The 13,569-nt window shown below is 53.3% G+C and carries 11 protein-coding genes; 4 read left to right on the top strand and 7 right to left on the bottom strand.

Annotated elements, in window-relative coordinates; genetic code table 11:
* The 7 genes from uvrA to BC440_RS10245 form a co-directional block, all read right to left on the bottom strand.
* Entirely contained in the window at window positions 1-2,829 is a 2,829-nt protein-coding gene (uvrA, locus tag BC440_RS10275) for an excinuclease ABC subunit UvrA (protein ID WP_071240048.1), read from the bottom strand.
* Between the two features lie 191 nt (window positions 2,830-3,020).
* The gene (gene fbaA / locus BC440_RS10270) at window positions 3,021-4,100 is read right to left on the bottom strand and encodes a class II fructose-bisphosphate aldolase (RefSeq protein ID WP_037992544.1); all 1,080 of its coding nucleotides are present in this window, start codon (window positions 4,098-4,100) and stop codon (window positions 3,021-3,023) included.
* Between the two features lie 20 nt (window positions 4,101-4,120).
* Window positions 4,121-5,188 (bottom strand): Gfo/Idh/MocA family oxidoreductase, encoded by a 1,068-nt coding sequence (locus BC440_RS10265; RefSeq protein WP_037992545.1) that lies wholly within the window; start codon window positions 5,186-5,188, stop codon window positions 4,121-4,123.
* 43 nt (window positions 5,189-5,231) lie between these two features.
* A complete protein-coding gene (nagA, locus tag BC440_RS10260) occupies window positions 5,232-6,368 on the bottom strand; it encodes an N-acetylglucosamine-6-phosphate deacetylase (RefSeq protein ID WP_037992548.1) in 1,137 nt (378 codons plus the stop codon).
* Window positions 6,368-7,411, bottom strand: a complete 1,044-nt coding sequence (locus tag BC440_RS10255) for an SIS domain-containing protein (protein ID WP_037992549.1) — start codon at window positions 7,409-7,411, stop codon at window positions 6,368-6,370. The genes nagA and BC440_RS10255 overlap by 1 nt, the downstream gene beginning before the upstream one ends.
* Window positions 7,412-7,459: 48 nt before the next feature.
* Complete coding sequence (locus tag BC440_RS10250; protein WP_037992551.1) at window positions 7,460-8,221, bottom strand: GntR family transcriptional regulator; 762 nt, start codon at window positions 8,219-8,221, stop codon at window positions 7,460-7,462.
* The gene (locus BC440_RS10245) at window positions 8,218-9,108 is read right to left on the bottom strand and encodes a BadF/BadG/BcrA/BcrD ATPase family protein (RefSeq protein WP_071240047.1); all 891 of its coding nucleotides are present in this window, start codon (window positions 9,106-9,108) and stop codon (window positions 8,218-8,220) included. The genes BC440_RS10250 and BC440_RS10245 overlap by 4 nt, the downstream gene beginning before the upstream one ends.
* Before the next feature lie 266 nt (window positions 9,109-9,374).
* Between BC440_RS10245 and BC440_RS10240 the strand changes: the two genes are divergently transcribed.
* The 4 genes from BC440_RS10240 to BC440_RS10225 all read left to right on the top strand — a co-directional run bounded on the left by BC440_RS10240 (window position 9,375) and on the right by BC440_RS10225 (window position 13,565).
* Complete coding sequence (locus tag BC440_RS10240; protein ID WP_037992553.1) at window positions 9,375-10,262, top strand: N-acetylmuramic acid 6-phosphate etherase; 888 nt, start codon at window positions 9,375-9,377, stop codon at window positions 10,260-10,262.
* Window positions 10,263-10,309: 47 nt separating this feature from the next.
* Window positions 10,310-11,572, top strand: a complete 1,263-nt coding sequence (locus tag BC440_RS10235) for an ABC transporter substrate-binding protein (RefSeq protein WP_037992556.1) — start codon at window positions 10,310-10,312, stop codon at window positions 11,570-11,572.
* Between the two features lie 190 nt (window positions 11,573-11,762).
* Window positions 11,763-12,701, top strand: a complete 939-nt coding sequence (locus tag BC440_RS10230) for a sugar ABC transporter permease (protein WP_071240046.1) — start codon at window positions 11,763-11,765, stop codon at window positions 12,699-12,701.
* 12 nt (window positions 12,702-12,713) lie between these two features.
* Window positions 12,714-13,565, top strand: coding sequence for a carbohydrate ABC transporter permease (locus tag BC440_RS10225; protein ID WP_071240045.1), 852 nt, complete (start codon window positions 12,714-12,716; stop codon window positions 13,563-13,565).
* Window positions 13,566-13,569: the final 4 nt, after the last annotated feature.

Below are 13,569 nucleotides of genomic sequence, written 5' to 3'. Positions count from 1 at the left end.
TTACTTCAGGCCGAGATGGCGTTTAAGGTATTTGCCGGTATAGCTTTCCTCGTTGGCCATGATGACCTCTGGTGTGCCGCAACCAACCAGCTTGCCGCCACCATCACCACCCTCGGGACCGATATCAATGATCCAGTCGGCAGTTTTTATGACATCAAGGTTATGTTCGATCACAACCACCGTGTTGCCCTGATCGACAATGGTGTGCAACACTTCCAGGAGCTTGCGGATATCATGGAAATGAAGCCCGGTGGTTGGTTCATCAAGGATGTATAGCGTGCGGCCAGTGGCCCGCTTTGACAGTTCCTTGGCAAGCTTCACGCGCTGCGCTTCACCACCCGAAAGGGTCGTTGCCTGCTGACCGAGATGGATGTAGCTCAACCCGACCTGTTTTAAGGTTTCCATCTTGTCGCGAATGGACGGAACGGCCTTGAAGAAATCGGCCCCTTCTTCGACTGTCATATCAAGAATGTCAGATATCGATTTGCCTTTAAATGATATTTCCAGCGTTTCGCGGTTGTATCGCTTCCCCTTACATTGATCACAGGTAACGTAAACATCAGGCAGGAAATGCATTTCGATCTTGATCACGCCATCGCCCTGACAAGCTTCACAACGGCCACCCTTGACGTTGAACGAGAAACGGCCGGGCTTGTAACCGCGTGTTTTGGCTTCGGGCAATTGCGCGAACCAGTCACGGATCGGGGTGAAGGCCCCGGTATAGGTGACTGGGTTGGAACGCGGGGTGCGGCCAATCGGGCTTTGGTCGATATCGATGATTTTGTCGATATGTTCGATGCCGGTGATGGTGTCATGGGCACCGGGGTGATTGCGTGCATTATGCATCCGCTTGGCAAGTGCTTTATACAGCGTTTCAATGACAAGGCTGGACTTGCCGCCACCCGAAACACCTGTAACACAGATGAATTTGCCAAGCGGGAATTTGGCATCGACATTTTGCAGGTTGTTGGCGCGGGCACCCTTGATCGCAATCGATTTGCCATTACCATTGCGGCGTTCCTGGGGAACGGCGATCTGTTCAACCCCGACAAGATACTTTCCGGTCAGGCTGTTCGGGTTCTGCTGTATCTGTTCTGGTGTGCCTTCGGCAACAATACGACCGCCATGGATACCAGCACCAGGGCCCATATCAACGACATAATCGGCGGCACGAATGGCGTCTTCGTCATGTTCAACAACAAGCACGGTGTTGCCCAGATCGCGAAGACGTTTCAGGGTCTCAAGCAATCGGTCATTGTCACGCTGATGCAGGCCAATGGAAGGTTCATCCAGAACATACAAGACCCCGGTCAGGCCGGATCCGATTTGCGACGCCAGCCGGATACGCTGGCTTTCGCCACCTGAAAGTGTGCCAGATGTACGCGACATCGACAGATAATCCAGTCCGACATCCCGCAGGAAACGCAGGCGATCATTGATTTCGCGCAGGATGCGTCGCGCGATTTCGGTTTCTTTTTCGTTCAGTTTGCCTTCAAGCGCCTGGAACCAATCGGCGGCTTTGCCAATCGAAAGGTCGGTAATTTCCGAAATCGTACATTTGTCGATCTTTACGGCCAGTGCCTCGGGTTTCAGGCGATGGCCTTCGCAGGTCGGGCAGCTTGAAACCGTCTGGTATTTCGAAAGTTCATCGCGTGCCCACTGGCTGTCGGTTTCGCGCCAGCGGCGTGACATGTTGGGAATGACACCTTCGAACGGTCGGGCAACCTTGTAGCTGCGCGAACCGTCATCGTAGGTCACCGTGACGTCTTCATCACCTGAACCATACAGAATGATGTCCTGTGCTGTTTTCGGAAGCTTTTCCCATGCGACATTGGTCTTGAAGCCGAAATGCTTGGCGACCGCCCGTAGGGTTTGAAGATAATATTTCGATGTGGTGCTGGCCCAAGGCGCAACAGCGCCTTCGTCAAGGCTTTTGCCTTCATCCGGGACGACCAGTTCCGGGTCGAATTCCATCTGGGTGCCAAGACCATCGCAAGCCGGGCAGGCGCCAAACGGGTTGTTGAACGAAAACAGGCGGGGTTCTATTTCCTCAATCGTGAAACCGGAAACCGGGCAGGCGAACTTTGCCGAGAACACGGTTGTTTCGCCGGTTTTGGCATCTTCTGTCAGGACGATACCGTCTGTCAGTTCAAGGGCGGTTTCAAAACTGTCGGCAAGGCGGGTTGCAATCCCTTCCTTGACGATCAGACGGTCAACCACGACCGAGATATCGTGCTTGAGTTTTTTGTTCAGTTCAGGTGCTTCGTCGATGTCATACATTTCGCCATCAATCTTGACGCGCTGGAACCCGCGTGTGCGAAGGTCACGCAGTTCCTTTTTGTATTCACCCTTACGCCCCCGAACGAACGGTGCCAGCAGATAAAGCCGCGTGCCTTCGGGCATTTCCATAACGCGGTCAACCATCTGCGATACGGTCTGGCTGACAATCGGAAGGCCGGTTGCCGGGGAATACGGGATGCCAACGCGCGCCCAGAGAAGACGCATATAGTCATAAATTTCGGTAACCGTTCCCACAGTCGAGCGCGGGTTGCGCGATGTTGTTTTCTGTTCGATGGAAATGGCAGGAGACAGGCCATCAATATATTCCACATCGGGTTTTTGCATCAATTCAAGGAATTGACGTGCATACGCTGACAGGCTTTCGACATAACGACGCTGTCCTTCGGCATAAATCGTATCGAACGCCAGCGAACTTTTGCCCGACCCTGACAGACCAGTGATGACCACCAGAGCATCGCGAGGCAGTTCAACATCGATATTTTGCAGGTTATGTTCTTTCGCACCGCGAACCGAAATTTTCGTCAGCATGTCGGGCCTTTTGTTCCTGTAATGTTCGGGAAAGGTATAGAGGAGCCAATCCTGATACGCAAGCGCGCCCCTGACAGTTCCTGTCAGTATCTGTCAGGAGTAGTTTATTTTTGCAGTGGCGCAAGATCGCCCACGAAAAAAACCCGCCGGAAAAACCGGCGGGTTGAACATGCTTTTGCAATCCTAAAGGATCACCCTTTGGTAACCGACCGACCGGTTGCGCCAAGATCCTTGAAAGCTTCTTCGAGGCGGGCCGCCATCGAGAGTTCGGCTTCGCGGACCCATACGCGCGGGTCGTACTGTTTTTTGTAGGGCTGATCGGTATCCGGATCGACCTGATATTTGAAAGCACGTGCATTGGCTTCGACATATTCGCCAACCGGGCGCGAATAGGCGAACTGGGTATCGGTATCGATATTCATCTTGAAGACGCCGTAGCTGACGGCTTCTTCGATTTTTTCTTTTTCCGAACCCGAACCGCCATGGAATACGAAGTCCAGCGGCCGGTCGCCAAGGTTATGCTTTTCCGAAACGTATTTCTGGGATTCCAGAAGGATTTCCGGACGAAGTTTGACGTTGCCAGGTTTATAAACACCGTGAACGTTACCGAATGCCGCCGCGACCGAGAAATGGCCAAGCGGAGCAAGGCGGCGGTATGCTTCTTCGACTTCTTCTGGGCGGGTATAAAGGCGCGGATCAATTTCCTCGACACTAGTATCAAGGTCATGGCCGATACCGTCTTCTTCGCCGCCGGTCACGCCCAGTTCGATTTCCAGACTCATTTCGATTTTCGACATGCGTTTGAGGAACTCTTCGCAGGTCGACAGGTTGTCTTCGAGCGGTTCCTCGGACAGGTCCAGCATATGGGAGCTATAAAGCGCCTTGCCGGTCTCGGCATAGGCCTTTTCGCTCCATTTCAGCATTTCATCGACCCACGGAACGAATTTCCGGTTTGCGTGGTCGGTATGCATGACGACAGCAACACCATAATATTCAGCCATCAGCTGGGCATGGCGTGCCGCCGAAACGGCGCCTACCACACGGGCAGCCGCAGCGTCCTTGATGCCCTTGCCGGCAAAGAACTGTGCACCGCCATTCGAAAGCTGAATGATGATGTCAGAACCGGCATTTGCAGCGGCTTCAAGGGCGGCATTCATCGTGCTGGACGATGTGATATTGACGGCGGGAAGGGCGTAACCGTCCTGCTTGCAGGCAGCGACAAGGTCACGATAGGCAGAACCGGTAACAACACCGGGTTTAACGGAAGGCATGTGGGTACTCCTCCTGGGGGTCAGAGTATTATTGTTTCCCCCGTGCGCACCGACTGATCCGCAGCGAGGGCAATCCGTAAGGAGCCCAATGCATCTTCCATATGCTGCGTAAGGTCAAGGTTTTCCATTATAGACTTTAGGAAAAATTGCTGTTCACGCAGACACAGGCCGTCATGATCGGGCTCGTCGTCTGTGCGGATGATTTCGTCAGATTGTGTAAATTTTCCGGCAGCATCTGTGGCAGCATGGTGAAGCTTTAAGGCATTCGTCTTTGTGTGGGTGTCGATATCGGCTGAACCGGCACCTTTTTCTTCAACATCGGTGATGGAAACACAGCCTTTCGGTCCGATCACATCTTTGACGAAAAAGGCGGTTTCGCTGATCATTGGTCCCCAACCGGCCTCGTACCAGCCAACTGATCCGTCATCAAAGCGCACCTGCAACTGACCATAGTTATACATTTCAGGTGCAACTTCATCAGACAGGCGTACGCCGATGGCGCTGACCGATACCGGTTTTGCGCCGGTCATCAGGCACATCATGTCAAGATAATGCACACCACAATCGACAATCGGTGAAACACTGTTGAGCAACCGTTTATGGGTTTCCCAGAAAGCACCGCTGCTTTGTTGGTTCAGGTTCATGCGCATGACGAGCGGCTTGCCGAGTGTCTTTGCAACTTCAACGAACTTTTCCCAAGACGGATGATGGCGCAGGATATAGCCGATCACCAGTTTGCGACCGTGCTTTTTGGCTGCATTGACCACACGTTCGGCATCCTCGGCAGTAGCTGCCAACGGCTTTTCAATAAAGACATGCGCCCCGGCTTCAAATGCGGCGATGGCAAAATCAGCATGGGTTTCGGTATATGTGTTGATCGAAACTGCATCAGGTTTTGTTGCCGCCAGGGCAGTATGAAAATCGGTAAATTGCGGGTAGGCGGCAAAACCATCCGGAAGGTTTTCTGCCGGGATTTCGGAACGGGCACACAGTCCGACGATTTCGTACCCTTCAAGCGCGTGATAGGCTTTGGCATGCGATAATCCCATATTGCCAAGACCGACGACAAGAATACGAACCGGCTTCATGTTGTGCCTCCTGATAAGTTTTTAATGCTTTGTTGTATTGAGATTATTCTACGCCTTTGATCCAGCTGCGAGTGACGTTGTAATCGTCATCAAACAGGATCATGTCGGCCTGATAGCCCGGTGCGATGCGACCCATGACATCGTCAAGTTTCAGGAACGCGGCCGGATACAGGGATGCCATGCGAAGGGCTTCGCCAAGATCGATGCCGACCATTTCGACGCAATTCTTAACCGCGGCGATCATGTCGAGGTCCGATCCGGCCAATGTACCATCAGCCAGCGCGCAGCGACCATCGGTGGCCATGATCTCCTCGCCACCCAGAACAAAGCGTTTTTCGTCAGCCCCGACTGTTGGCATGGCGTCGGTCACCAGCATGATCTTGCCTTTGGCCTTGGCGTGAATGGCAACCTTCAGAACGGCTGGATGCACATGATAGCCATCAGCGATCAATCCGCACCAGGTGCTGTCATCGGCCATCGCCGCACCGGCAACACCGGGTTCACGGTGGGTCATCGGGCTCATGGCATTAAACAAATGCGTGAAGCCGCGCATGCCTTCGGCAATGGCAGCCTGTACGTGGTTATAAGTGCCTGCAGTATGACCGGCACAAACCAGAACGCCACGATCAGCCAGCTTTTTAATTGTGCCTTTGGCGGCCTTTTCCGGGGCCATGGTCACCAGGATACGGCCATTGGTAAGGCGGGTCAGAAGATCAATCGCGTCACCTTCCATCGGGCGGATGATGTTCGCGTCATGCACGCCTTTGCGTTCGGCATTCAGATACGGGCCTTCCAGATGGATGCCGACAATGCCCGGCACATCCTGGCTGATCGCATCGGTGACGGCCGTTATCGCGGCTTCCATTTTATCGCGGTGATCGGTGATCAGGGTCGGCAGCATGGCCGTGGTGCCATATTTACGGTGGGCAGCCATAATCGCACGAATACCGTCGACATCGGGTTCGTCATTCAGCAACACACCGCCGCCACCATTGACCTGAACATCGATAAGGCCCGGTGCAAGTGTCTGATTTTTTGCATCAATCACGTTGATGTTTTCAGTAATATCGCTGCTTTCGACAATTGCATCTACCTTGCCGTTCCGGACAATGACAGCTTTGCCGTTATGGAAATCTGTACCGTCAAAGACACGTGCATTGGTAATGGCAAAATCGGTCATCAGTGCGTCTCCGTTACTTTGGACAGGTGTGGTGGCGCATCTGGATTGCAACCACGTTCCAGCGCAACATGTTCTGCGAGCGTATAGAATGTCTGGATCATTGCGATGGGGGCCAGAAGCGGGTGGATATCCTCGACCACCGGAAGATGGCCCTTGATATCAGCGTGACCGGTTTCGGCGGCGAACAGATTATTGGTTTTCGCCCGCATTTCTTCGAGGAAACCCTCGACACTTTCGCGCGATGCATCCTGTTGGGAAAATACCAGCAACGGGAAGTCCTTGGTTACCAGTGCCATCGGGCCATGCTTCACTTCGGCTGCGCTGAAAGCTTCGGCATGCAAGCTACTGGTTTCCTTGAATTTAAGGGCTGCTTCCTGTGCGATGGCAAAGGCCGGACCTCGGCCGATCACATAAAGACCGTTTGATTTCGCAATCGCGTCAGCAGCATCAAGCCAATCCTTGCCAAGTGCCTTTTCTAGTGACGCGGGCAGGGTGGAAAGTGCTTTGTTAAAGGCTGGATCCCGGGTCCATCCCCCAACGATCTGTGCGATGGCAGAAAGGGTTGCGATATAGGATTTAGTGGCGGCAACACTTGTTTCAGGTCCTGCCATCAGCGGAATGACATGGTCAACCGTATCGGCCAACGGGGAATCAACGACATTGACCAATGCCAGGGTGCGGGCACCGGCATTATGGGCGGCCTCGGCATTCTTGACCAAGTCCGGGCTTTTGCCCGACTGGGAGACGGCAATGAACAGGGCGTCCTTGCTGGCGATAGACCGGTTATATATCGAGACGATCGATGGGGCCGCAGATACGACCGGAATACCAAGCTGGCTTTCAATCAGATATTTTGCATAAAGCGTTGCATGATCAGAGCTGCCGCGCCCACACGTCACAACGAATTTCGGCGGGTTGGCACGCAGGTCTGCGACCAGAGCATCAATTGCAGCCTTGTTATGATCAAGCTGCTTGGCAACGACGACCGGGGCTTCGGCCAGTTCGCGACCCATCTGGGTTTTTGGTTTCCAGCGCGTGCTCATATCGAGTGTTTCCTCAAACTTTTGGGGCGACGTGCGACGCGATCATTTTCAACGCGCATCAACTTGCATTTCGGCGATGAAGTCGTAACTGTCGCCACGGTAATAGGAACGGGTGAATTCGACAGGGGTGCCGTTCGCAAGGAAGGAACGGCGTTCGATGTAAAGGGCTGCGCTGCCATCAGGTACGCCAAGGATTTTTGCCGTTTCGCCATCAAACAGTTCAGCCCGAAGACGTTGAAGAGCGCGTTCAGGCTTTTTGCCGTATTTTGCCAGCGCATCATAAAGCGACTTTTCGACTTCATCCGGGCTTGGCAGGAAGGCGCGTGGCACGACTGCGTATTCGAGAGCCATCGGTTTGTCATTGGCTGTACGTAAACGCCGCAACCTTGTTACTTCTGTACCCGGCGAAAGATTAAGCGCCATGGCTTCTTCGGGCGAGGCATGACCGAGGGTTTTTTCAATCCAGACTGCACCGGGCTTCATACCACGCGTGATCATATCCTCGGTAAAGGATGTCAGGCGCGAAAGGGCCTGTTCAACGCGCGGGGCGACAAATGTGCCTGCGCCGTGACGCTGTACAAGGACGCCTTCTTCTACAAGGGCACGCATGGCATTTCGTACGGTAACGCGTGAAATACCAAGTTCATTAGCTAGATCGCGTTCGCTTGGCAGGGCGTCATCGACTTTCAGGATACCATCATCGATAACGGCCTTGATTGCCGTTTGCAGGCGGCGATACAGCGGGCCATGACCGATATTTTCGATGTCCCGGGCACGCAGGCTTGCGATGACGTCTGCTGTACTGATCATGCATGCACCTTTTGATATTTCCTGGCCATCAGGATTGCCCCATGCAGGGCATCGTTTTGTGCCGGAACCAGATCGGACCGGATATCGTCAGGCATGCGTTTGGCCATCTGCTCGGCAAGGCCGCCCATCAAACTCAGCCGTTTCGCGCCGAATTCCTGAAGCTTGTGCAGAATATTGCGATTTGCGGTTACAGCAACATCAATGATGGCGGCAGCAGTCGAGTCACTATGGCTGTCGGCATCGAATACCATTGGGCAGAATGCGCCATAATCAGCTGGTCGGGCTTTCTCGGCAAAAGCGACGATTTCTTCTGGATTGTCGTTAAAATGTTTCATGACGGCGCGAGTCAGTTCGGATGACACCGCCAAACCTTCGTGGGCAAGCAGGGCGGTTTCAATCGCCGTCCGGCCAATACGGGCGCCGCTTCCGATATCAGAAATCTCGAAGCCCCAACCAGCAAGTGCCAATTCACGACCCTCGACAATCGCCTGTCCGCAGGTGCCGGTTCCAACAATCAATATGGCACCATCAGCACCATCATGTGCGCCAAGGCATGCAGTGTAGGCATCGGTCGCAAAACAGGCACTGGCGAACGGATGTTTATAGGATTCGGCAAGTTTGCGTTCGCGCTCCAACGGCAAACCGGCCAGTCCAAGTCCTGCGTGCAAATCCGAAATGCGGCTGTCGGAAAGGCCTGCTTCCTTGAGTGCCATGGTCGCAGCGGCAATGATTTCACCAAAGACGTGGTTTATGCCAAGGCGGGTATTTGCCCCGCCGCGCATGGCTTCACCGAGGGTTTCGCCCGCGCTATTGACAATGCGCGCCCGGCAGCGCGTACCGCCACCATCAATGCCAAGGTAGAGCTTTTCTTTTTGTGCGTTTTGCATTCCGACCATCCCTAACTGAAGGGATCATAGCAGAGTGGTATTTTGAAAAGCAATACCAATATAAATCCACTAATGCTGTTCTCGGTCCCATTTTGGCATTGTGTAGATAAGGATGGCGCTGCCGGTGATAAATTGAAATCACCTATTATCTATTTGAAAACAAGTGAAATATGAGGTGCATTTGAGTAAATTTCGGGGTACGTGCAGGAAGTGCCTTGCCTTGCTGGTATCATAATGGTATTTAATTGATGGAGGGAGATTGGAAAATGGCATCACGCACTGAAGAATTTGATATGCGCTTTGCCGGGTTGGATCGGTGGTCCGACGCCGATTTCCTTATGGTTTTGTGGGAAGGCCAGATGCGCGCGGTCGCATCGCTGGGGCCGGTCCTGTCGGATATGGCAATAGCCGCAAACGGGATAGCACGTCGCCTGGAGGGCGGCGGGCGTCTCGTTTATGTTGGTGCTGGAACTTCCGGCACGGTGGCCTGGCAGGATGCCAAGGAACTTGGCGGAACTTTTGGCTGGCCCGAAGACATGACCATTGTCATGTTGGCAGGCGGTTTACAAAGCGAGCCGGGTGTATTCAATTCCGCTGAAGACGATACCAAAGCAGCCGAAAATGAAATTACCCGACATCGCATAGGTGAAGGTGACGCGGTCATTGCCGTCGCGGCCAGTGGCTCTACGCCTTATACATTGCGCGCCGTTAAACTGGCCCGCGAGCGCGGTGCTTACACCGTTGGTCTTTGCAATAACCCTGATGGCAAACTTTTGACGACGGCAGAGTGCGGTATTTTTCTTGATAGCGCGCCCGAAGTTATCGCTGGCTCAACCCGGATGGGGGCAGGGACCGCGCAGAAGGCTGCCATAAATATCCTTTCATCGCTTGTCATGAGCAAGCTGGGGCGACTTTTTGATAATCTGATGGTCGGCATGCGTGCCGAAAACATCAAGTTGCATGATCGCGCCATCCGCATTACGGGGCATATTGCTGGTTGCGATGCGCGGAATGCCGAAAGCGCCCTTGAAAAAGCACAGTTTGATATCCGCATCGCGGTCCTGATTGCCAAAGGGCACGAGACCGCGAAAGCCAAAGAAATTCTTGCGATGTTTAACGGAAATCTCCGGGCAGCGCTTGAGTATAAGGACTGACATCTGCAGGGATAGCAGTCCGCCGACATTGATCAGAGGAGGCATAAATGTCGAATAAAGTGTTTGCAAAAGGCCTGGCAGCGGCCCTGGCGGCAAGTGTCGCCCTGGTTCCGTTGATGGCATCTGCCGGCGAACTCGTGATCGAGAGCTGGCGTAACGACGATATCGATATCTGGAATGATCAGATTATTCCGGCCTTTAACAAGGAATATCCTGAAATCAAGGTGACTTTCTCGCCGACCCCGCCGACAGATTATAACGCGCTGATCAATGCGAAATTCGCAGGCGGTACTGCTGGCGATCTGATTACCTGCCGTCCGTTCGATGCGTCGCTTGAACTTTACAAGCAGGGAAATCTTGCACCGCTTGATGACATCAAGGGGATGGACAATTTCTCGGACGTTGCGAAATCCGCATGGCAGACCGATGATGGTTCCGCCACCTTCTGTCTGCCAATGGCATCGGTTATTCATGGCTTTATTTATAACAAGGAAGCCTTCGAGGCGGCCGGTGTAGAAGTGCCGAAAACCCGCGAAGAGTTCTATGCCGCCCTTGATAAAATCAAGGAAGAAGGCAGCTATATCCCGATGGCAATGGGGACTGCTGATCAGTGGGAAGCCGCCACAATGGGCTTCCAGAACATTGGTCCGAATTACTGGAAAGGCGAAGAGGGCCGTAAAGCCCTGATCGATGGTAGCCAGAAATTCACCGACAAGCCGTATATTGATACCTTTACTGAACTGGCGAGCTGGTCGAACTATCTGCCGGACGGTTATGAAGCCATTTCCTATCCGGATGCGCAGAACCTGTTCTCGCTTGGTCGCGCGGCAGTTTATCCGGCCGGTTCGTGGGATATTTCCCTGTTTAACAGCCAGGCCGATTTTGAATTCGGTGCCTTCCCACCGCCCCCGGCTGCGGGTTCGGATACCTGCTATATCAGTGATCATACCGATATCGCGCTGGGTCTGAATGCCAAATCGCCGAATGCCGCCGAAGCAAAGATCTTTCTCGAATGGATGACCGGTTCGGAATTTGCGTCGCTTTATTCGAACGCGCTGCCGGGTTTCTTCTCGTTGTCGAACCACAAGGTTGAAATCAGCGATCCGGTTGCCAACGAGTTCGTCAGCTGGCGTCAGAAATGCGAGTCAACCATTCGTAACTCGTATCAGATTCTGTCACGCGGCACGCCGAACCTTGAAAACGAACTGTGGAACATTTCCGCACAGGTTATCAACGGCACCGTTACCCCGGAAGAGGCAGGCAAAGCTACCGAAGCCGGACTTGCGAAGTGGTATGCGCCGCATCAGTAAGGCCTGAATACAGATGGCAGGTGACTTCTTGCGCCTGCCATCCTTGTATCCGCAGTAATATGTTGCAGTTCCGCAGATCACGCTGATTGACAAATGCGGCGGACAGGACTGCAATCAGGCGCTTAGATGAACGCTTTCGACCGGGGGGCGCGTTCCCCGTACGCTTAATCTCAGAAAGACAGGATAAGGTATGGCGCATTCCGGGCCCATGACCGATTGGCGCAAGGCAAAATTGCCTGTGTTTGCCTTTCTGGCACCTGCGACGATCATCTACACATTGTTCATGATCTATCCGCTGATCGATTCCATACGTCTCAGTTTTTATTCCACGCCAAGCGGCGGGGAGATGGCCTTTGTCGGTTTCGATAACTATCGAACCATTCTGGGTGATCCGGACTGGTCGGCGACCTTCTGGAACAGTTTCTGGAACAACATGAAATTCTTTGCGGTTCACATGCTGGTACAGAACCCGATCGGGATCGCGCTTGCGGGTATTTTGAGCCTGCCGCAACTAAGGTTCCGCAATACCTATCGCACGATGATGATCATGCCAACCATGCTGTCGGTGGTGATTGTCGGTTTCATCTGGCAACTGATCCTGAGCCCTGTCTGGGGTGTGGGCGTCGATATCCTTGATATTTTCGGCCTGAAATCACTGTTTGGTCCGTGGCTTGGCAAGGAAGGTTCGGCCCTGATCACGCTTTCCTTTATCTCGGTCTGGCAGTGGGTGGGCATCCCGCTGATGCTGATTTATGCGGCCCTTCTGGCTATCCCCGATGATCTGGTCGATGCGGCGATTGTCGATGGCGCGACCCATTTCGAGGTGTTTCTGCATATCAAGCTGCCGCTGGTTCTGCCGACGATTGCGATGGTGTCGATCCTGACATTTGTGGGTAACTTCAATGCGTTCGACCTGATTTATGCCGTAAAGGGTGCGTTGGCCGGTCCGAATTTCTCGACCGATATCATGGGCACACTGTTCTATCGCACATTCTTTGGCTACCAGTTGCAGCTTGGCGATCCGAGCCTGGGGGCGACGGTCGCGTCACTAATGTTCCTGATCATTCTTGCTGGTGTTCTGTTCTATCTGTTCGCCGTGCAGCGCCGTCTGGCGCGCTACCAGTTGTAAGGAGGCGGCCAGATGATGATGAATAAAAATATTCGCAGGGAAGACATGTCGCGTGCCGTGATTGTGCATGCGATCCTGCTGACCTACACGTTGGTGGCGCTGTATCCGATCTTTCTCGTGATCATCAACGCATTCAAATCCCGCAAAGGTATTTTCAAAGACCCGATGGGGTTGCCGAATGCGGAAACCTTCAGTCTTGACGGTTTTACCAAAGTCCTGGCCAAGTCGAATTTCGAGCTGTTTTTCTTTAACAGCTTTACCGTAACCGTCGTGACCATCGTTATTGTTCTGCTACTTGCATCTATGGCCGCCTGGGCGCTTTATGAATACAAGTTTCCGGGCAATACCTGGCTTGCGCTGTATCTGGCTGTTGGCATCATGGTTCCGATCCGTCTGGGATCGGTTTCCATCCTGAACCTGATTGTTGAGTTGGGATTGATCAATACGCTGACGGCCCTTGTGCTGGTTTATGTCGCGCAAGGATTGCCGTTGGCGATCTTTATCCTGACGGAATTCATGCATCAGATACCCAAGGATTTGAAAGAAGCCGCCCGTTGCGATGGGGTCGGTGAATTCAAGATTTTCTTTGCAGTTATCCTGCCGCTGATCCGGCCGGCTGTGGCAACGGTCGCCGTATTTACCATGATCCCGATCTGGAATGATCTTTGGTTCCCGCTGATCCTTGCCCCGGGGGATGGCAAGCAGACCATTACGCTTGGTATCCAGCAATTCATCGGTCAGTACGTGACCGACTGGAACGCGGTTCTGGCGTCGTTGAGCCTCGCGATCATTCCGATCCTGATTCTTTATCTGATTTTCTCCCGACAACTCATTCGCGGCCTGACATCTGGCGCGGTGAAATGAGTAT

The sequence above is a fragment of the Thalassospira sp. MIT1004 genome, assembly GCF_001858545.1.
Classification (GTDB): domain Bacteria; phylum Pseudomonadota; class Alphaproteobacteria; order Rhodospirillales; family Thalassospiraceae; genus Thalassospira; species Thalassospira xiamenensis.
Note: the sequence above shows the minus strand (reverse complement) of the source record. Positions and strands in the feature narration are given on the sequence as shown.